At 51.9% G+C, this 20,435-nt stretch carries 19 protein-coding genes; 11 read left to right on the forward strand and 8 right to left on the reverse strand.

Annotated features, from left to right (window positions below):
* Window positions 1–29 precede the first annotated feature (29 nt).
* Window positions 30–560, forward strand: coding sequence for a thioesterase family protein (locus CX650_RS14690; protein ID WP_025009092.1), 531 nt, complete (start codon window positions 30–32; stop codon window positions 558–560).
* Window positions 561–568: 8 nt separating this feature from the next.
* Here CX650_RS14690 and CX650_RS14695 read toward each other — a convergent pair whose 3' ends face one another.
* The gene (locus CX650_RS14695; protein ID WP_039035965.1) at window positions 569–1,222 is read right to left on the reverse strand and encodes a glutathione S-transferase family protein; all 654 of its coding nucleotides are present in this window, start codon (window positions 1,220–1,222) and stop codon (window positions 569–571) included.
* A 385-nt stretch (window positions 1,223–1,607) separates the two neighbouring features.
* Between CX650_RS14695 and CX650_RS14700 the strand changes: the two genes are divergently transcribed.
* Window positions 1,608–2,297: a DNA-3-methyladenine glycosylase I gene (locus tag CX650_RS14700; protein WP_101096231.1), complete on the forward strand. Its 690-nt coding sequence runs from the start codon at window positions 1,608–1,610 to the stop codon at window positions 2,295–2,297.
* 696 nt (window positions 2,298–2,993) lie between these two features.
* Here CX650_RS14700 and CX650_RS14705 read toward each other — a convergent pair.
* Together CX650_RS14705 and CX650_RS14710 are read right to left on the reverse strand one after the other, a co-directional pair.
* Window positions 2,994–5,102: a sensor histidine kinase gene (locus CX650_RS14705; RefSeq protein WP_101096232.1), complete on the reverse strand. Its 2,109-nt coding sequence runs from the start codon at window positions 5,100–5,102 to the stop codon at window positions 2,994–2,996.
* 2 nt (window positions 5,103–5,104) lie between these two features.
* A complete protein-coding gene (locus tag CX650_RS14710; RefSeq protein ID WP_039035395.1) occupies window positions 5,105–6,487 on the reverse strand; it encodes a sigma-54-dependent transcriptional regulator in 1,383 nt (460 codons plus the stop codon).
* Window positions 6,488–6,767: 280 nt separating this feature from the next.
* Between CX650_RS14710 and CX650_RS14715 the strand changes: the two genes are divergently transcribed.
* From CX650_RS14715 to mutM, 8 genes are read left to right on the forward strand one after another with little or no spacing between them, the layout of a single operon-like run.
* Window positions 6,768–7,580: an ABC transporter substrate-binding protein gene (locus tag CX650_RS14715; protein WP_039035396.1), complete on the forward strand. Its 813-nt coding sequence runs from the start codon at window positions 6,768–6,770 to the stop codon at window positions 7,578–7,580.
* Window positions 7,577–8,284, forward strand: a complete 708-nt coding sequence (locus tag CX650_RS14720; protein ID WP_039035397.1) for an ABC transporter permease — start codon at window positions 7,577–7,579, stop codon at window positions 8,282–8,284. Before CX650_RS14715 ends, CX650_RS14720 begins: the two co-directional genes overlap by 4 nt.
* Before the next feature lie 8 nt (window positions 8,285–8,292).
* Entirely contained in the window at window positions 8,293–9,000 is a 708-nt protein-coding gene (locus CX650_RS14725) for an ABC transporter ATP-binding protein (RefSeq protein ID WP_039035398.1), read from the forward strand.
* Window positions 8,984–9,577, forward strand: coding sequence for a molybdenum cofactor guanylyltransferase MobA (gene mobA / locus CX650_RS14730; protein WP_039035399.1), 594 nt, complete (start codon window positions 8,984–8,986; stop codon window positions 9,575–9,577). Before CX650_RS14725 ends, mobA begins: the two co-directional genes overlap by 17 nt.
* Before the next feature lie 9 nt (window positions 9,578–9,586).
* Entirely contained in the window at window positions 9,587–11,392 is a 1,806-nt protein-coding gene (locus CX650_RS14735; protein ID WP_039035400.1) for a bifunctional molybdopterin-guanine dinucleotide biosynthesis adaptor protein MobB/molybdopterin molybdotransferase MoeA, read from the forward strand.
* An 8-nt stretch (window positions 11,393–11,400) separates the two neighbouring features.
* Window positions 11,401–12,387 carry a GTP 3',8-cyclase MoaA gene (gene moaA, locus CX650_RS14740; RefSeq protein ID WP_101096233.1) on the forward strand — a complete coding sequence of 329 codons (987 nt, stop codon included), beginning with the start codon at window positions 11,401–11,403 and terminating at the stop codon, window positions 12,385–12,387.
* 54 nt (window positions 12,388–12,441) lie between these two features.
* Complete coding sequence (locus CX650_RS14745; RefSeq protein ID WP_101096234.1) at window positions 12,442–12,900, forward strand: hypothetical protein; 459 nt, start codon at window positions 12,442–12,444, stop codon at window positions 12,898–12,900.
* A 16-nt stretch (window positions 12,901–12,916) separates the two neighbouring features.
* A complete protein-coding gene (gene mutM, locus CX650_RS14750; protein WP_101096235.1) occupies window positions 12,917–13,732 on the forward strand; it encodes a bifunctional DNA-formamidopyrimidine glycosylase/DNA-(apurinic or apyrimidinic site) lyase in 816 nt (271 codons plus the stop codon).
* Between the two features lie 7 nt (window positions 13,733–13,739).
* On the opposite strand, the gene CX650_RS14755 is transcribed toward mutM, so the two are convergent.
* From CX650_RS14755 to coaD, 5 genes are all read right to left on the reverse strand, one after another.
* On the reverse strand, window positions 13,740–15,461 hold the full coding sequence (locus CX650_RS14755) for an ArnT family glycosyltransferase (protein ID WP_101096236.1): 1,722 nt from the start codon (window positions 15,459–15,461) through the stop codon (window positions 13,740–13,742).
* Window positions 15,461–16,135 (reverse strand): TVP38/TMEM64 family protein, encoded by a 675-nt coding sequence (locus CX650_RS14760; protein WP_071475709.1) that lies wholly within the window; start codon window positions 16,133–16,135, stop codon window positions 15,461–15,463. Before CX650_RS14760 ends, CX650_RS14755 begins: the two co-directional genes overlap by 1 nt.
* Before the next feature lies 1 nt (window position 16,136).
* Window positions 16,137–16,868, reverse strand: a complete 732-nt coding sequence (locus tag CX650_RS14765; RefSeq protein ID WP_101096319.1) for a glycosyltransferase family 2 protein — start codon at window positions 16,866–16,868, stop codon at window positions 16,137–16,139.
* A gap of 198 nt (window positions 16,869–17,066) precedes the next feature.
* Entirely contained in the window at window positions 17,067–18,560 is a 1,494-nt protein-coding gene (locus CX650_RS14770; RefSeq protein ID WP_101096237.1) for a capsule assembly Wzi family protein, read from the reverse strand.
* Window positions 18,561–18,565: 5 nt separating this feature from the next.
* Window positions 18,566–19,057 carry a pantetheine-phosphate adenylyltransferase gene (coaD, locus tag CX650_RS14775; RefSeq protein WP_101096238.1) on the reverse strand — a complete coding sequence of 164 codons (492 nt, stop codon included), beginning with the start codon at window positions 19,055–19,057 and terminating at the stop codon, window positions 18,566–18,568.
* Between the two features lie 314 nt (window positions 19,058–19,371).
* On the opposite strand from coaD, the gene CX650_RS14780 reads away from it, so the two are divergent.
* Window positions 19,372–20,406, forward strand: a complete 1,035-nt coding sequence (locus tag CX650_RS14780; RefSeq protein ID WP_039035408.1) for a glycosyltransferase family 9 protein — start codon at window positions 19,372–19,374, stop codon at window positions 20,404–20,406.
* Window positions 20,407–20,435 lie beyond the last annotated feature (29 nt).

Raw genomic sequence — 20,435 nt, forward strand, 5'->3', positions numbered from 1 at the left:
TTAATGCCTCTCAACTCTTGGACCCTTTGATGAACCTCTACTTTCGCCTGTTTTGGCTGCTGCTCTGGAGAGTGCGCCGGGCAAACGATATCGGTTTTCTCGGCACCAGCCGCATCCGTTATCGGGCTTTACCGAGTGACTGTGACATCAACCTGCACCTGACCAACTCCCGCTACCCGGCATTTATGGATCTGGCCCGCACCTATATGATGGCCGAAATGGGCTTGCTGAAGCGCTTTCTAAAACTGAAATGGATGCCGATAGTCAATGCCGCCGAATTCACTTATGTAAGGGATATCAGGCCATTACAGCAGTTTGAAATTGCCTCTCGCGTGGTTGGCTGGGATGAAAAGTATTTCTACATAGAGCAACGTTTCCTGTCGGACAGAGGCCTGCATGCCATAGTGCATGTCAGAGGTTTGTTCGTCTGCAAACGCAAACCTGTACCCACGGAAAACCTGTTGACGGAAGCCGGGTTCGATGAGACCACGCCCGAGTTACCGGCGGAGATCATCAAGTGGAAGTCATTCCTGGATCTCAAAAAGGCCCGCAACAGCTGAATTCTTGTTCAGGGGATGGGTCTGAGCCCGCTGCTGGCCTCCTCCTGAGCCAGAGTTACTTCATCCTGCACCAACATCCAGGAACCTCGCAATTGCGCCTGCAGCCAGTAGCGCCCCAAATGCTGGTAATCCAGTAAATTGAAACTGCGCTGCAGGTAACCAAGACAAGGAATTAAGGCACAATCGGCCAAAGTGAACCCATCTCCGCACAGCCAATGATGCTCAACCAGGCGCAAGTCCAGCGCCCGCAGGCAAAGTCTGAGACGGTTTTCAATTTGACGCTGCACCAGAGGAAGTTGCTGTTCTTCCGGTAAGCTATATTGCTGTTCCAACTGATAGAGGCTGTTGTTAAGGTCGTTGTCGGCAATTCTGTCATAGAGACGTACTTGCAGATTGAGCTCGGGCTCCTTGGGCAACAACCGGGTGCCGGCGGCCATTTTATTGTCCAGATACTCTATGATAATGCTGGATTCAGGCAACAGGCTGCCGTCCTGACACACCAAAAGTGGCAGCTTACCGGATGGATAGAAATGCAGATAATGTTGGCGCTCCAATGGATCCTGCAGATCCGTTACCCGGGGAAAGAAGTTTGCCTGCTTTTCATAAAGTGCCAGCAGCACCTTTTGCGAATAACGCGACAATGGATGGTAGTAAAGCTCCATAGACAGGGATCCCCATGGTTACCAACTTTAACTTTAGTTGCTGGCTACCGCTTAGGGAAGCCGTGACCCGTTACCATGAGTGCCGCGAGGAGTTATCCGTCCTCTGTTTAGCCCTACTTCTGCTTGAGAAAGTCCCACATGTAGAGATGTGATGGGCACCTTTTCAGTCGGTAAACTTGCTAGCTGATTTCAAAGCCTCCACTTTGTTCTTAATCGCCACTTATGACATCAAACGTCTGTTGGGGCTGAACGTTCACTGAAAAAGCCCCGCTTGATCAGTCTTGAAACCAAGCCTCAAGTATGACTGTTAATCCGCTGCCATCTTTACCCCGATTGGTATTACACTGGTACGGCAGCAACTGAGCCAATCAAAAGGGAAAAGCACATGATCAAGCCGGAAGATTTTGCCACCATCTATGCCAGAGCCTGTGAGCGTAAAGGTGGCGCCGAGCGACTGGAGAGCCTGTTACCCGAAATCTGTCCCACTGAAGAATTGCTGGAATATACAGATGCCGAGTTGCTTTCAGCACTCAGCAAACAGGTATTTCAGAGTGGTTTTGTCTGGAAGGTAGTGGAACACAAATGGCCGGCCTATGAAGAGGCCTTCTTTGGCTTTGAACCCATGAAAGTGTTGATGCTCTCCCCTGAGCAGCTGCAGGCCAGAGCTGAGGACAGTCGCCTTATTCGCCACCAGAAAAAGACCCAGGCCATTTATGACAACGCGCTCATGGTGCAGGATATTGCCAGAGAACACGGCAGCCTGGCCCGTTACATCGCCCTCTGGCCAGTGGAGGAGATCACCTCACTGTGGCAAGAGCTCAAACGCCGTGGGGCACGCCTGGGTGGCAATACCGGCCCCTATTTTCTGCGTGGTATAGGTAAAGACAGCTTCCTATTGACCGCTGATGTCCAAAACTATCTCAAGAGCCACAAACTGGTAGATGCAGGCTTCAGCTCAAAGAGCGGCCTGGCCCAGGTACAAGCTGTATTCAATCATTGGCAGCAGAGCAGCGGCAGGAGCATGGCCGCCATCAGCCGCATCCTGGCTTGTAGCACAGGGGACAATCGCATCTGAGGCCTGAGATAAATTTGACTTAAATACAGACAAAAACAGTTGCAATCGAAAATGAGAACCATTATCATCTGTTTTGCGTTCCAAAACTCATCCTTAACTGAGAGTCAGTTAACCGCTAGTCGACTGAGATTTGCTTGAAGTTATGGTGTTCCTGAGTTTGCAAAGCACGACATTGCTCACACACTCTTTTAGGCCGGGTTAACTACCCGGCCCTTTTTTGGCTGATTGTTATTGTCGAAGCTTTATGCCCCTTATCCCCACTAACTATTTTTCCCTCTCACTGCTGTTTCAAAAGTTTGATGCCCTTCGCTACAAACCAATATTGGGAGAATCAGGCACCAAGAAAGGGGCTGCAATCTGGATTTAGCAGCAAAACTGCCAATGATTTTCGACCAGTGATTTAGATTCAAACGCATCAAAAAACCACTTACTAATCAAATATTTTTGATAAAAACCCAAGATGAGAACAATTAGGCCGGAAAGATTTTATCTTGAAAGGGCAAAAAACAGTTGCAAACATAAATGAGAATGATTATTGTTAACTTGCGTTCCAAAACTCATCCTTAGCTTTAGGCCCGCAGTACCCGCTGAGAGTTATGGTGTTCCTGAGTTTGCAAAGCACGACATTGCTCACACACTCTTTGTGGCCGGGTTAATTACCCGGCTCTTTTTTTGTTTGCACGCCAAGCCTATAACCTACCCGAACAGCAAACCATCATAGGGGCCTGACTGATCCTCTTTGGCCATATGGTAAATACTGACAGTAAACTGCGTCCCCTTACCCAGAGTCGAGCTGACCTCTATGGTGCCGCCAATACGTTTGATAATACCGTAGCTCAGCGACAAGCCCAGCCCGGTACCATCCTTACGGGTGGTATAGAAAGGATCGAATATCCGGCTCAACTGCTCCTGCGGGATCCCTGAACCTTCATCTTCAATCTCTATCTTGATCCCCACAGGTTCATCCTGCTCCACCCAGTCATAGGTGCGGATCCAGATCCGCCCCTTGCCATCCATAGCATGAGCGGCGTTGACCACCAGATTGATCAACACCTGCAGTAATTGTGGACGATTCACCTGCACCGGATAACTGGCGTTCAGCTCAGGCAACAACACCACTTCCTGCTTACCCAATGAGTGACGCACCAGCAGCTGCATCTCTTCAATAATAGGTGTGATTTGATGCATCTCCAGCGGCGCATTGAATTCACCGGGACGACTGTACTGCAGCAAGCTGCGAATAATTGTACTGATACGGCCTACCTGCTGGATGATGAGGTCTATTTCCTCCTCAACGACCTCAGCGTTGTCACCAAGCTCCACCCGCAGCAGTTCCATATTACCGAGGATTACGGCGGTCGGATTATTGATCTCATGGGCAATCCCAGCGGTCAATTCCCCTAGGGCGGTCAGTTTTTCATTGGTCACCAACTGCTGACGGGTTTCGTTCAGCAATTGTACGTTGCGCTGCAACTCTTCGGTTTTTTCCTGCAGGCTACGGGTACGTTCCTCGACCTTCATCTCCAATTGCTCGGCTGCCGCTTGAATTTGCGCATTGCGGCGCTGCAACAAATCGAGCATACGGTCAAACTGCTCTGCCAGGTTGGCCAGCTCATTGTCTCTATCCAGTCCCAGCTCACCAATGCGCAGGTTACGCCCGGACTGCACCGCTTTAACCACTTGATGAATTCGTTCAATCGGTTGCAATAAACTGTAAGCGCCGCGATAAACCAAAAGTCCGGAAACCAGCAACACCAACATCAAAATGGTGCCCAACTCTATGATATTAAGCAGATAGTTGTGGATAAAAGGCGACTCGGAAAACCCGGAATAGATCATGCCTATCCGTTGACCGCGGATATCGGTCAACGGCGCATAGGCCGAGATAAACCAGTCATTGTAAACAAAGGCTCTATCAACCCAGAGTTGGCCTTTGACCAACACCTGCTGACGTACCTCCTCCGACACCAGTGTGCCCAATGCCCGGCCGCGATTCTCATCTTCTTTGGGGAAGAAATGCAGAGGCACATTGGTGCTGATACGGATATTGTCGAGGAAGATGGTCACAGTGCCTATGGAACGTTCCGGCAGTGTGCCCTTGTCATAGACCAGATCGCGAATATGATCGACGATGCGAGTGTTGCGGTTAAACAGGATCCCACCATCCAGATACCAACCGATCTTGCCGTTTTCATCGGCTACCGGCAGCAGGCTGCGGCTGAGCATACCCCGCTCTTCAACTTCCCTATCGGGATTTTGTGCCCTCAAGGTCATTTTCACCGGGATCTTGGCACGTTCGGCCAACTCGGGATCGATTCGCGCCAGCCGCGAGCTGGAGAGTACCATCAACCCGGAATAGGCGCTTTGTCCCTGAACCAAGGGCAGCATCTGCCGCAAGTCCGGATCGGCCGCCGCATCGGCGATTCTAACCAGACGCAAAAAATCGAGATCCAATGCTTTGCGTTGCTGATCCAGAAAAACATTGAGCTCTTTCTGCTTCAGCTGTTTACCTTCGAGTATCGAGCGAAAGTGGGTCTGGAAATCGAAGGACTGCATCACATGTTCCAGCTGTTTTTCCTGGCGCTCCTGCACGGCATCCAAGGTGTTATTGGCCACGGTCAGGTCTGCTTTGACCTTCATAAACAGCTGTTTGCCTGTATAGCTGATGTTCCAGTAAATGGTGATAAACACCAGGCTCACCAGTGTCAGCAAGATGGGCAACAGAGTCAGGATCAGAATGCGATAACGCACCTTTGCCTGTAGCTGCTGCCAGCTCAGGCCAAAGAGCCGTTTGAACAGTGACAAGCTCAGACCTCCGACTCGCAGTCAAACCACTCTTTGTATTTACGATCCAGTGTCTTGCGAGACACTCCCAGCACCCGGGCTGCCGCCGACTTGTTGCCTCCGTGGGAGTCAACCACGGCGGTGACATGGTCTTTCTCCACATCCTTGAGCGCCCAGTCGTGGGGATAGCCAGGCTGAGCATTCAGTTCGGCCTTGGGCTGTTCTTTCCAGTATTCCGCCGGTGGCTTACCGAGCAGAATGCAGCGCTCTATCATGTTACGCAATTCGCGGATATTCCCCGGCCACTGATGTTGCTGCAGTTTGAGCAGGTCCTCATGGCTCCAGACCACCTCTTTCACCCCGAGCTCTGCGGCCAACTGACGGGTAAAATGATGGGTCAATTCCACCACATCATCCGGCCTTTCCCGCAATGGCGGGATCACTATGTCGAGCACATTGAGACGGTAAAAGAGATCGCGGCGAAAATGCCCGGCTTCAACCTCTTCGGCCAGTTTACGGTTGGTTGCCGCTATCACCCGAACATCAATATTGACTTCTTTCTCGCTGCCAACCGGACGAATCGCTTTTTGTTCCAGCACCCGCAGTAAGGCCGTCTGCATTTTCAGCGGCATTTCCCCGATCTCATCGAGGAAGATGGTGCCGCCGGAGGCAAAACTAAATAAGCCTTCCCTATTGCCCTTGGCGCCGGTAAAGGAACCTGCAGTATGACCAAAGAGTTCACTTTCCAGCAACTCTGGGGCAATGGCGCCGCAGTTAACCGGTACAAAGGGGCCCTGACGACCACTGAGCAGGTGAAGTTGCCTGGCCACCAGCTCCTTGCCCGTGCCGGACTCGCCTTCGATAAGCACTACGGCATTGGTCGGTGCCACTCGCTCAATCACCCGCTTGACCTCCATCATGGCATCACTGTTGCCTATGATGGTGGAGGAGTAGCCGCTGGACACTTCCCGGCGCAGCATCAGGTTTTCCCGCTTCAATAAGCGCCGCTCGATGCAGCGATCGACCGCCTTCATCATCTGCTCAAGATGAAAGGGCTTCATGATGAAGTCGGAAGCGCCGGCCCTAAGTGCCTGAATAGCCACTTCCATATCGGCATAGCCCGTCATAAAGATGATGTCGGAACGCCGCTCTTGATCATCCAGCGCCTCACGCCACTCAATACCTGAGCGGCCGGGCAGACGTATATCCACAATCAGCAGATCGAAGTGACAACGGCTTCGCAGTTGTTCAGCTTCTTCTATGCTGGCGGCGGTTTCTACCAGGGCAAATTTCTTTGCCAGCGCTTTGTTGAGGAAACTGCGCATACCGGGCTCGTCGTCGACGATCAACACGGACACGGCAGAAGGCATTGGCTTAGACTTAAGTGGCTTTTCTATCTGGCTCATATTGTCGGCTTCAGGACATTTTGACTCAATTGAAATAGATTCTATCATTGATACGGTAAAAATTGGTCACTATGAACCAGCGAAAAAGCCGATTGGGACAATTTGTCTGACACTTATTTACCAAGCTTGGGATCCAGTTCACATATTGGATCCCTCAATATCGGTTTATAGCTGACATTCATCTTTGGCACCCAAATTGCTTTATTGGGTGCGAGTACAAGGCCGTGGCCCGCTGGCTTATGGGTTCGGCACACTTATAAAATCATGCCAAGGAGCAATAATGTTGAACTTGAAACAACTGCTGGGTCTTGCCATTGCGGCAGGCCTGATGATCTCTGCCCCGGCTTCCGCTCAGGAAACCATCAAGCTGGCCACCACCACAAGTACTGAAAACTCAGGTCTGCTGGGTTACCTGCTGCCAAAATTCGAATCTGAATCAGGTTACAAGGTACAGGTGATCGCCACAGGTACAGGTAAAGCCCTGAAACTGGGTACCCAAGGTGACGTGGATCTGGTGATGACTCACGCTCCTGGCGCAGAAGCCAAGTTCGTTGCCGACGGTTTCGGTGTTGAACCTCGCGGTATCATGGAAAACGACTTTGTTGTCCTAGGCCCAAAGAACGACCCTGCCAAGGCTCGTGACAGCAAGAATGCCGAAGAAGCCTTCGCCAAAATCGCCAAGTCAGGCGTACCTTTCGTATCCCGTGGTGATGACTCAGGTACTCACAAGAAAGAACTGTTGATCTGGAAAGCCGCCAACGTGACTCCAGACTTCAAAGGCTATACTTCTGTAGGTCAAGGCATGGGTAAAACCCTGCTGATGGCTAATGAACTGCAAGGTTACACCCTGTCTGACCGTGGTACTTTCGTGGCTTACAAAGCCAAACTGGACCTGAGTATCGACTTCGACGGCGGCGCCACTCTGGCCAACCCTTATCAGGTTATCCTGATCAACCCTGCCAAATACCCTGATCTGAATCACAAAGGTGCACGTGCCTTCAGTGATTGGTTGATTAGCAAAGAAGCACAAAGCATGATCAACAGCTATAAAGTTCAAGGTGAACAACTGTTCAAGGCAACTTACGGCAAATGAGTGAAGGCTGGTTAGCCCTTATACAGCAGGCCCTCGGCCTGCTGTTTTCCAGAGACCCCGAAGTCTGGTCTATTATCTCCGTCTCTTTCTCGGTATCTTTCGCGGCACTGCTGATCACCTTGCTGCCGTCCATGATACTGGGGTTCGCCCTGGCGTTTGTTCAGTTTCCCGGTCGCTGGCTGGTAACCAACCTGGTGCAAACCCTGCAATCCATTCCCACTGTGGTGGTTGGCCTGTTGGCTTATCTACTACTGACCCGTAACGGTGCCCTGGGCGACCTGCGCTGGCTCTTTACCCAAAAGGGGATGATCCTCGGGCAGATGATGATCTGCGCCCCGGTACTGATAGCCATGAGCCATGCCGCCTTCACCAGTGTCGACCGCCGCGCCTGGGAAACCAGCCGCACCCTGGGTGCCAGTTGGAGCTCGGCTATCTGGGTGGTTTGCCGCGAGCTGAGAGTACCGCTGTTACTGGCGATTATCGCCGCGTTTTCCCGTATCATTACCGAAGTCGGCTGTTCCATGATGGTTGGTGGCAATATAGCCCATGTTACCCGTAACATACCCACCGCGATTTCGCTGGAAACCAGTAAAGGGGACTTCGCCCAGGCCATAGCCCTTGGCTTGGTGCTGCTGGTGCTGGCACTGATACTGAATTTTGCTCTGGGTACTCTGCGCGGCAGGGCCAATCCCAGAAGTCATTAGGACGCTTGATGATAAAGCTGATAGCCCAAGATCTTGAGATGCGTTTTGGTGAACGCCTGTTATTTCGCGCCCGGCAACTGGAGTTTTGCCAGGGCGAAGTCATCTATCTGCAAGGTGACAATGGCTGCGGTAAAACCACTCTGATGAAGCTGCTGGCCGGCTTACTCAAGCCCAGCGCCGGTACCATCTATACCCAAGGATTTCCAGCTGCGCCCTGGTGGCGAGGTGATACCTTGCTCGGCAAGGCTATTTACCTGCATCAGCACCCATACCTATTTGAAGGCAGTGTCAGCTACAATCTGCAACTGGCGCAGAAATACAGCAGCCTGGATAAAGCCGAGCAGCGCACTAGGATGCAAAGCGCGATAGAAAATGCCCAATTGGGGAAACTGCTCAAGACTAACGCCTCAACGTTATCCGGCGGCGAACGGCAACGGCTGGCACTGGCCAGAGCCTGGCTGTTGAAACCCAAGTTACTCATGCTCGATGAGCCCATATCCAATATGGACAGGGCATCGCAGCAAACCGTTTTTGCTATGATTGCCGAATTAAAGCAACAAGGTACTGGGCTGCTGATCAGTAGCCACCAGCACTCAGAGCTGACAGCACTTTGTCACCAACATTGGCATATAGAATCACAACAACTGACAACCTCAGCCAATTTGAGACTGGCCACGGAAGAACTGCAGGAGGAGAACTATGTCGCAGCGCATTGATGCGGTAATACTCGCCGGAGGCATGGCCAGGCGTATGGGCGGAGAAGACAAAGGACTGGTAGATCTGCTGGGGCGTCCCATGATTGCCCATGTTATCGACAGGGTAAAACCTCAGGTGAATCAGATCCTGATCAACGCCAACCGCAATCAAACACGTTATGCTGAGTTCGGTTTTCCAGTCATTGCCGACCTGGAACAGGGCTATCCCGGGCCGTTGGCAGGGATGATCAGCGCCCTGGACAAAACAGACGCCGATCTGCTGTTAGTGGTGCCCTGCGACTGCCCTTTGCTGCCCAAAGACCTGGTTGAGCGCATGGCGCAAAAACTATTGGCATCAGAAGCGGATCTCGCCGTGGCATCCGACGGCGAGCGGGAGCAGCCAGTGGTTATGCTGCTCAAACCGACGGTGAGAGATTCGATGCAGGCGTTTCTCGATTCAGGCAGGCGCCGTATTGATCTCTGGTACAGTGAGCACCCGGTAGTGGTTGAATCATTCGCCGATCAACCCAACGCCTTTATTAACGTCAACACCAACGAACAAAAACAACAACTCGCGGCGGAAATATCCCAAGCTTAAGAGGTTTTTATGAGCACTGTCTTTACCAATCCCCTGTCCATTCCCGTGTTGGGCTTCTGTGCCTATAGCGGCACAGGCAAGACCACGCTGCTGAAGCAGTTGATCCCTGAACTGAATCGTCGTGGTTTGAGACTGGCAGTGATCAAACATGCCCATCACAACTTTGATATCGATGAGCCGGGTAAAGACAGCTATGAGATGCGCAAAGCCGGTGCCAGACAGATGTTGGTGGCCTCCCATGTACGTTGGGCCTTGATGACAGAAGATCCGCTGGACAGAGATCCGGACCTGCTGCATCTACTCGGCCAACTGGAACAGGACAAGGCCGATCTGGTGTTGGTGGAAGGCTTCAAGAAACTGGCGCTGCCCAAGATTGAATTACACCGAGCCGCCCACGGCAAACCCTTTATCCATACCGAGGATCCCAATATCCTCGCAATAGCCTGCTGTGACGAAACCAAGCTGCCGGGGGAGATCCGCCGCCTGGATCTCAACAATGTGGCGCAAATCGCTGACTTTGTGCAGCAGTATGTTCGCGATTATCGCCCCGAATCCAAGCCCTCTTCAGCAAGAGCCCTGCCCTTAAGCGCCTGTGAGCTCGGCAGTGAACAGAATCTGTCGGTACGTCAAGGCATTGACCATATCCTGGAGCAAGTCAAACCCGTCACAGAGACAGAGCTGTTGACGCTCGATGAGGCCGACAATCGTATTCTGGCCCAGGATGCAATATCACCTGTGAATGTGCCACAGCAGACCAACTCGGCAATGGATGGTTACGCCTTCGCGTTTCAAGACAACATGTCACAACCCTTTGAGCTGAAAGGAGAAGTGCTGGCCGGTCATCAATATTCTGGCCAGTTGCAGCCGGGTGAAGCGGTACGAATTATGACAGGTGCGCCGGTTCCTCTGGGTGCAGATACCATTCAACCCAGAGAGCTTGCCACTGAAACTGATGGCAAGGTCAGCTTCAGTGGCAAAATCTACCGCGGCCAGCACGTGCGTCTGGCGGGTGAAGATATAGCCCAAGGCGCCGTTGCCCTAAGTGGTGGTACACGTTTGGGCGCTGCCGAGCAAGGCCTACTGGCTTCGCTGGGACTGTTTGAGATGCCCCTCAAACGCCGCCCCAGAATTGCCGTATTCTCCACCGGCGATGAAGTCAGCCAACCCGGCACTGAGCTGAAGGCCAACTGCATCTACGACTCCAACCGCTATACCATCAAGGCGATGGCCAAGCGTCTGGGCTGTGAAGTGCTGGACTTGGGGATCATCGAAGACTCAGAAGCGGTTCTAAGCCAAACATTGAGCCAGGCGGCGACTCAGGCCGATGTGATCATCAGCTCGGGCGGGGTGTCTGTCGGCAATGCCGATTATATCAAGACAGTGCTGGCCAAGCTGGGAGAAATCAACTTCTGGCGTATCAATATGCGCCCGGGACGCCCATTGGCATTCGGTAAGATAGACCAAACATTGTTCTTCGGCTTGCCCGGCAACCCTGTGGCCGTGATGGTCTCTTTCCTGATGTTTGTTCAACCTGCATTGCGTAAACTGGCCGGTGAACCAAGCGGGCAACCAAGACTATTGCCGGCGATTGCCGATGAAGCCATGCGCAGCCGCAGCGGCCGCACCGAGTTTAGCCGCGGCATCATGACCCTGGGAGATGACGGCCAATTGCACGTACGCACGACCGGTGCCCAGGGCTCAGGCATGCTCAGCTCCATGGTCAAGGCCAACTGCTTGGTGATTATAGGTGAGGCCGATGAACGCATAGAGGCGGGTGAAACCGTCTATGTACACCCGTTTGCAGACCTGCTCTGAGGCTGCCCTTGAACAGCCTGAGTGACGGCTTTGGCCGCAAAATAGAGTATCTGCGCCTCTCCATTACCGACAGGTGTGATTTTCGCTGCATCTATTGCATGAGTGAAGATCCCTGTTTTCTAGCGCGGGAACAGGTATTGAGCCTGGAGGAACTGGCTTTTATCGGCCGCGCCTTTACCGAGCTTGGCGTCAGCAAGATACGCCTCACCGGCGGCGAACCCTTGGTACGCAGCGATTGCGACCGTTTGGTGGCGCAGCTCGCGGCATTACCCGGGCTCAAAGATCTTTCCATGACCAGCAACGGCTCCAGGCTGGCCAAACTGGCTCCGGCGCTGAAAGCCGCCGGCTTGAACCGCCTCAATATCAGCCTGGATACCCTAAAGAGCGAACTCTTCACCACCCTGACCCGCAACGGCAAGCTGGAGCGAGTGCTCAAGGGCATAGATGCCGCCAAGGCGGCCGGCTTTGACAGGATCAAGATCAACGCCGTGATCCTCAAGGGACGCAACGAAAACGAAATTATCGATCTGCTGGAGTATTGCCGTCAAAAGCAGCTGGATATCGCCTTTATCGAAGAGATGCCTCTGGGTGTGATGGAAGAGCGTTCTCTGCCAAGACACATGAGCAGCAGTGATGTCAGGGAAATTATCAATCAACGCTGGCCCTTGAGCCTGTCATCCAAGCGTACCGGCGGCCCGGCACGTTACTACAGCATGACCGACAGCCCTATCCATATAGGTTTTATTTCACCCCACAGCCATAACTTTTGCCATGAGTGCAACCGGGTCAGAGTCACGGCCGAAGGCCGCTTGCTGCTGTGCCTGGGGAATGAACACTCGCTGGATCTGAAGCAGATCATCCGCAGCCATCCAGGTGACATAGACGTGTTGAAGCAAGCTATCTTAGAGGCGATTCAGCGCAAGCCCAAGGAGCATCACTTCGACGATCCCAATCAGGTGCAGATCCTGAGGTTTATGAACAGCACGGGTGGCTGATACCTGCCACCGTGCTACACTGGCGATTCGACCTCAATCAAACTATTTTTGCCCATGGCACTGACCCGCAAACAGTGGAATAACATCATTATTCTGGCCTCCATTTTGATGGTGTCGGTACTGACCTTGCTGGATAAACGCATGAACTCGGTGCCCGATACCCGCGAGCTGTTTGACAGCCATACTGAACTGCAACAGCTGCAACTGAACGGGATCTGGTTGGCACAGGCCGCCACTGGCCAATGGCAGTGTGACCCCAAGGTGCTCAATTGCGCCGACTGGAGTCAAGCCTGGCTCAGTATTCGGGTATCACCATTGGCCAGCAAGCCTGAACTCACCCAAGATGAGCGGCCACAAGAGTTGCTGCTGAAAGTCAGCGGCGCTGCCGAGCCACAACTTTGGCTGTTTTATCCCCATCAAGGACTGCTTAAATCTGCCGCCGGGAACTGGTATCTTATTCCCCCCAGCCTCAGAAGTGGTGTTGTACCTCTGCTGAGTGTATCCACAAGCTGATAGAGCAGAGAGCCTTATGCCAGAATTGCCGGAAGTGGAAGTGACCCGCCTCGGGGTTGCGCCGTATCTTGTTGATCAGACCGTCAGTAACCTTATCGTTCGGAATCCTTCACTGCGTTGGCCGGTACCTGAAACGGCCCGCAATATCATAGGACAGACCATCAGAGCCGTGCGCCGCCGCGCCAAATACCTGCTGCTGGATACAGATGCCGGTACCTGCATAGTGCATCTGGGGATGTCCGGCAGCCTGCGAATTTTGCCCCGTAGCACACCGGCGGAGAAACACGACCATATAGATTTGGAGCTGGAAAACGGCCGGGTGCTGAGGTTCAACGACCCGCGCAGATTCGGTGCCTGGCTCTGGTGCGAGTTGCCGGAAACGGCTCATCCACTACTGGCCAAACTGGGCCCCGAACCCTTAACGGATGCCTTCAATGTCGAGCAACTGCACGCGGCACTCAAGGGCAAGAAGAAGGCGATAAAACTTTGTCTGATGGACAATGCCATTGTGGTGGGTGTCGGTAATATCTATGCCAACGAAGCCCTGTTTGCCGCCGGGATCCACCCGCAGGCCGATGCCGGTAAAGTGGATAAAGAGCGGCTGACAGTGCTGGTCGCCGAGATAAAGCTGATCCTGGCTCAGGCCATCAAACAGGGCGGTACCACACTGAAAGATTTCACCAATGCCGAAGGTAAACCGGGTTACTTTGCCCAAAAGCTGCATGTCTATGGCCGCGGAGGGGAAACCTGCACCCAATGTGGCCATCTATTATCCGAAATACGCCTGGGACAGCGCAGCACAGTGTTTTGCAGCCTGTGCCAGACGCGCTGACCCAAGGCTATTCCCGCATCCACTGCCCCGGATGCGGGGTGTAGTAACTGACCATAGTCTTGGGCGACTGACATTCGGGCAGACTCGCCGATGCCGACAGTAAATACCAATCTTGCCTGTGGGCCGAGCCCATATTCTGCCCCTTACTCAAATCAAAGCATTCAAGGGTTACCCAACCGGGAACCAGGAGATAGCGTTGTTTACCTTGTTGCAGCCACTGCCAGGCCCGGCGCTCCTGCTCGGCAGTGGATGCCAGATAGCTAAAATGGGTAATACTTATGGGAGAAAACAGAATAAACTGCTCCTTGAAGCGGATTAATCCAAGCTCAGCTTCCTCACCTATCACCTCGGCAGTATGTTGCATCAAAGCCTTGGGAGTACGTATTTCATCGAGTAACAGATAACCCCAGGTGCTGACCAGGAGCCATCCCAGAATAGTTACAGCGCCGGCCCTGAACAGCGAAGGCTGCTTCCTTAGCCACCAAATCAAAATTAGCCAGGAGGAACCCAGCACCATAAACAGGTAGCCGATACCTGTGAGATCATCGGTATAGTCCGCCAACCTCTCAAGCAACTTGGGATGATGCAGCAATGCCAGCACCCCAAGAGTCAGCAGCAAGCCCCCCAACAACCACAACAGGGCGGACACCAAGCGCTCAAACCACAGACTCAACTGTGCTCCCTGCAATGCAGCCGCAATGGCCAGCGCGGCCATCGGCAGTGCCGGTAAAATATAGAGATTGCGCTTACCTGGGCTGATACTGAAAAACACCACCACCAACAAGACCCATAACAGCAAGACGGCAATGCCTGGGTCTGCCTTAATGGCCGCCCAGAGGCGCTTTCCGTAAGCCAATGCCAATAAAGGCAGAGGGAACCAGAGCCAAGGAATGACACTGAAAACAAAGAAATACCAAGGTTTGATATGATCCCAGGCGTTGACGTAACGTTCACCCGTTTGCTTAAACAAAATATTGTTCATGTAAGCCAGGTGATCCGGGCTCGCGGATGCTTGAACCGTCAGTATCATGGGAACCAACCAGAGCGCAATTACGGCCAACATGGCGACCGGCCCCAATAGCGCCCGCCAGCGCCAGCTCTCTCGCCATAAGCCTCGTTGCCAGCTGTAAAATGCCAACGGCAACAGCAACAGCAGAGGCAGAAAGCCAACCCCCTTGGTGATAACCCCCAAACCCATAAAGCCCCAGGCGGCGAAATACCAGCCCCAACTCGGCCCTTTGAGGAAATGGCGCAAGAGGCCATAACACCCTAAAGTAATCCAGCACATCACCATGGCATCTATCTGGGCATTCTTGGCCTGCATCAAAAATTGCGGCACCAATAGCAGCAGCAGAGCAGCATTGCGGCCAGTGCGAACATTCCAAAGTCTGGCGCCCAGATCGTAGACCAGCATCACGGTCAACAAACCACACAGAGCATTGGGCAGCAAGAAAGCCAGCTTGAGGTCACCAATCAAGGCGTAGCAAAGTGCTATGGCCCACATGAAAACCGGCGGTTTATCAGGATAAAATTCGCCGCCGCGACTGGGAAACAACCACTGACCGCTACTGACCATTTCTCTGGCGACTTCGACAAATCTGGGTTCGTCAGCAGGCCAGGGAGAGCGGAATCCAATTCCCAGCAACATAATAAACAGGGTCAGCCAGAACAATGCCCAAAACACCCTGGTGTAACTATCACTGTCAAAGTAGCTACGCAGCCAATTCATCAAAGCTCCTGTTTGTCTGTGACCAAATCATCCACCTGACGACTCAGGCGATTGCGGTAAAGGTAAGTTCCTATAAAGCTGGAAAGCAGCAATAGCACCAGGCTGATGCCGAGTTGATACTGATCAGACAAGCCCAAGCCGGCCCCGGCATAGGCAAAGATCAGCATCTGCGGTAAATAACCAATGAAACTGCCAAGCAAAAAACCGCCGACAGGAACCCGGGTTGCCCCGGCGAAAAGATTAGTCAACAGGTTGCTGCCCACAGGTAACAGCCTAATCATTAATACTTTGAGCCAGGTGCGATGGATGATCATCCGTTCAAAACGTTGCAGCCGTATACCAAAACGTTTTTGCAAGAATTCGCGTACCGTCAAACGGGCACAGTAAAAGCTGAGAAGGCAACCCGCCAAGGCGGCAAAGGTAGAAAACAGGGCGCCAACAGCCCCCCCAAGCGCGAAGCCGAAAACAAAGGCAATGATCTGTCTCGGCCCCCCCACGGCAGTAAACAGGGTGCCCACAGCAAACAGTAACGCCAGTCCACCACTCCCTTGGCGCTGAATAAAGTTGGCGACCCAGTTGCTGTCGGTGAGATGCTCAAACCAGCCGGCCTGAACGGCCAACATCAGCCCAAGCAAAACAGAGAGCAACAACAGTGTCTTTAGCAAACGCTTCAACTTAATCCCGGCGGCTGTGTTCAATGCTGTCTATCTCGGCAATTTTGGCCCGGCGGATCAACCACATCACCCCCAAGATATCGACGATTCCCACCCAGAGTCGATTCCAGGCAGTATATTTTGAAATACCGGCTTGTCTATCTCTGTGATTAACCACGGAAATACGCACATCTCCCCCCATACGGCGGATAAGCGCCGGAATATACCTGTGCATATGGTTGAAATAGGGAAGTTTCAGAAAACTGGCTCGTGGAAACAGTTTAAGGCCACAGCCGGTATCCGGAACGCCATCGTGCAACAAAGCATCGCGTACCCGGTTGGCAAAACGGGATTGAAAGCGTTTCCAAGCCGTGTCTTTACGGTGCTTTCGATAACCTGCGATACAAAAATCAGCACTGTTCATTTGCGGGATAAGCCGGATCATGGCGGGGATATCTGCAGGATCATTCTGCCCATCGGCGTCCAGGGTCACTATATATTCCCCCTTGGCCTCGCGCACTCCCGTGCAGATAGCCGTGCTCTGACCTGTACTGCGTTTATGACGAATAACTCTGGCATCACAGCCATTTTGCTCTGCGGTTTGTAACACTTCGTTGGCAGTGTTATCGCTGCTGCCATCGTCCACAACCAGAATTTCAAATGGAGTTGTACTTGCCAAGGCCTGACAGATTTCATTAATGAGAGGGCCTATATTGCCGGCTTCGTCTTTGGCGGGTATTACGACTGAAATCAAAAATAAGCTCCCGGGATACTGACCTAAAAACAGTTCAAGCCTATGTTCCATAGGCTTGAACTGCAGCATAGAAGTCGTTTCTTAAGGTTAAATTATGTCAACGCCGCTTTTTACGCAACCATTAAAACCAATGCTGATAACATTTTAATTACAGACATAAAAAAGCCGGCTAAGCCGGCTTAGGGAAGGTGTTATTTCTCAGAATCTGTATTCGTAACTGCCAAATAGGCTGGCATCTGTATCGTTATCAGTATCGAATTCTGAACGGGAAGCAGTTCCCCCAAAAGTCATCATCCCCTTCAACCAGGGCATTCGATAGCTGAGCTCCAACATCAATAGGTCTTCCTTGGCAGGCTGAGGTGCCCAACCATGAGAAAGAGACTTGCCGTCTTTATTGAGTTGAGCATAACGCAGGTAAGCGTTGATGCCGTGACTGTCGGCAAATTGCCCAACCAAACCCAACACATAAACCTTGGCATCGCTGTCATAGGTGGATCCCAAAGAACGTTGATAGTAACGTGAACCACTCAGGTAAGTGCTATGTTCATAGAAACAGTTAAACACATTAGGGTCGCTACCACAGGCTACCATTGTATCCGTATACTCAAAGAACAGCTTATATTGTTGCTGCGCCAGGTTGAAGCGGGTATCAGCGCCCACCAACACGGCACAGTCGGCAATCTGCCATGGCGCCGAACCGCTGGAGTCTTCACAGGTGCGCTCCAGATAAAGGCCGAAAGGCACGTTAAACAGAGTGTCGGCATAACGAATATCGAAGCCCGCCATCTGGTTGCCTATCTTGGACTGCATGGAAGGGTCACAGTTGGGATCTCCATCGGCACACTCTGTACCTCCTGAAATAGCATCCCAGAATGAACCAAAACCGCAATCCTGTCCCTCACCACAGAATTGCGTGGTCCAGGAAAGGCCTATTTCCAACTGTTTGAAGGGTCTGACACTGCCACGCATATTCCACAGCAGGGTATCTTCGATGGCCCTGTCGTCGTTCATCCAACTAATACCAGTAGTCAAGGTCCAGGGACCAATCCAGGATAGCCAAGGGGTTTCAAAGCCAGCGGCATTGTTGCGACTGAGCATCACAGACGGCATGGGCCTGGCATTATTTGATTTATGCAAGGCCGAATCAAATCCTGGTCCCCACCACTGCTGCACAGCGCCTGCGGTCACTATCCAATTGCCCAATACCACAGCCATGTAGGAATCATCCGGACGAGCGTTCTCATCATCCTGAGCATCATATGCCCCGGTTCCTGCAACCTTGAAGGCAAAACGTTCTCCGACATATTCATAGGAGGCGCTCAGTTGTCCCTTCTCACGATAGTCAGAACCAAAATGTTGAAATCTGGCAGCATCGGTTGCCGCCGTTGCCTTGATGGCCGCACTACCGCGACTGTCTATCGCCTGACGATAGTAAAAATTCACCCTGGAAAAGGCGTCGGTCAACGCCGGGGTCAGGGTGGCCGGCTCAACTTTGGCCAAGTCGGCACCGATACCTGCCCACATCAAGGGATAGGTATTGACTGGAACCGTGATTACCCCGGCATCGGCCAGCGCTTGTATATCGGCTCTTAAATAAATGTCAGAACTATCGACCCAAGGCGCCGCTTGACTCATAGTACTCATTCCCAGGCCAATGCCCAGTACCAAGCTTTTGTACAAAAAACTTCTCATTGAAATTAACTTCCTTGCTTTTTGATTCGGGTAACCAAGGCCTTGGCAACATCCGGATGAACAAATTGACTGACATCGCCCCCGTGCAGCGCGACTTCCTTGACCAAGGTCGATGAAATAAACGAGTTTTCTTCCGCAGGGGTCAAAAAGACACTCTCCAGCTCAGGGTGGAGCCGACGATTCATATTGGCCAGTTGGAACTCATATTCGAAATCAGACACAGCGCGCAGCCCCCGCACCAACACATTGGCACCCTGTTCTTTGGCAAAGTCCACCAGTAGCCCGGTAAAGCCAACCACCTCGACATTATCCAGATGTGAGGTCACCTTGTTGAGCATGGCGACCCTTTCTTCCAAAGTAAAACAAGGCTGCTTCGATGGACTGGCTGCCACACCTATCACCAAGTGAGAAAATAGCGCAGCGGCACGTTGGATAAGATCCGCATGCCCATTGGTGACAGGGTCGAATGTTCCGGGATAGATGGCTTTCGTGTACATGACTCTGTGCCCTAAATTGATGGTGTAATCGCGCCTAGTTTAACGAGTTCTCTCCCTAGATTGAACCATTGACATCGAATCAGCTTGGTTAATCCTTAACAGCGGTTGTACCCAAAGAGTCTGAGTTCAAGGCATTTGGCGACCCATGCAATTCTTTCAGACATGAAACCTGGTTATGAAAGACGAAAACACAGATCTATGGAATTTAAATTGGTATACTGGCACGCCTTTTTTCGTGAGTGATCCATTGATGTTCACGAGGATGTAGACATCAATGGATCACTTAAGTTTTTACAATGAGTTGATTTTTTCATATGTTAAAAAGAGTATTGGTCATCAAACACGATAAAATTGGCGACTTTGTCCTCATGTGGCCTGCACTGTATTTACTCAGGCATGCTTTACCGCAAGCCAGTATTGAAATGTTTGTCTCTCCAGCCGTAAAGCCTTTTGCTGAAGTATGCCCTTATGTTGACCATGTCATTGTCGATAACGGCAACGATGAAGAGATTGGCGAAGCCATCAGCGCCAGGCAATATGACGCCATTCTCATCTCTCAATCCGAATACCGTATCTACAAAATCTTACGCCACATAGATGTTGCCTATAAACTCGCTCCTAAGCATAACTGGTACCAATATCTCTATAAACACAGAGCCAACGTTCAATATCGTAAGGGAGAGCCTTGTTGGCGTGGTGCTTGCTTACTGGTAGAGCACTTCCTTAATCATTTTGGATACAGTATCCCAGCGCTTCCCAAACAATATTGGGATAAACAAGCCGTGCGAGACAAATGGCAAGCCTATTACGAACATTCTTCAGGTGAAAAGTTGATCTTTGCTCATCCGGGTACAGGTGGGTCATCCGGTGCGCTCGCCCCAAAGGACTTTGCCTACCTATTAACACAGATAAACGCCAATACTAAAATCGACTGTAAGTTTGTACTCACCTTTAACGGTGACGAAGAAGCATTAGCGCAAATAATCAATAAAGACTTACAAGCTAACGGAGTCAAAGTGGTGATGGCCAAACCTTTAGCCGGCCTTGCCGACTTTGCCGAATCACTGGTCGCTGCCGACATGTTTATCGCAGGTTCAACAGGCCCATTACATATCGCTGGGCTCCATGATGTGCCGACTGTAGGCTTTTATGCGGGGAGGCGTTCAGCGCCCAAAATTCGCTGGCAAACTTTGACCCAGAGCCACAAGCGTCTAGCCTTTACTCCACCGATAGGCAAAAAAACTGGCCGAAATATGGCACTAATCGATTTTGACGCTGCGGCACAGGAAATTGCTCAGTTCCTAGATACCTTTTATGGTGAGCCCCAACCACTCACCTCGGATTTATAACATTTAGCGACTCGACATTTATACGAGTC

The sequence above is a fragment of the Shewanella indica genome (assembly GCF_002836975.1).
GTDB classification, from domain to species: Bacteria; Pseudomonadota; Gammaproteobacteria; order Enterobacterales; family Shewanellaceae; genus Shewanella; species Shewanella indica.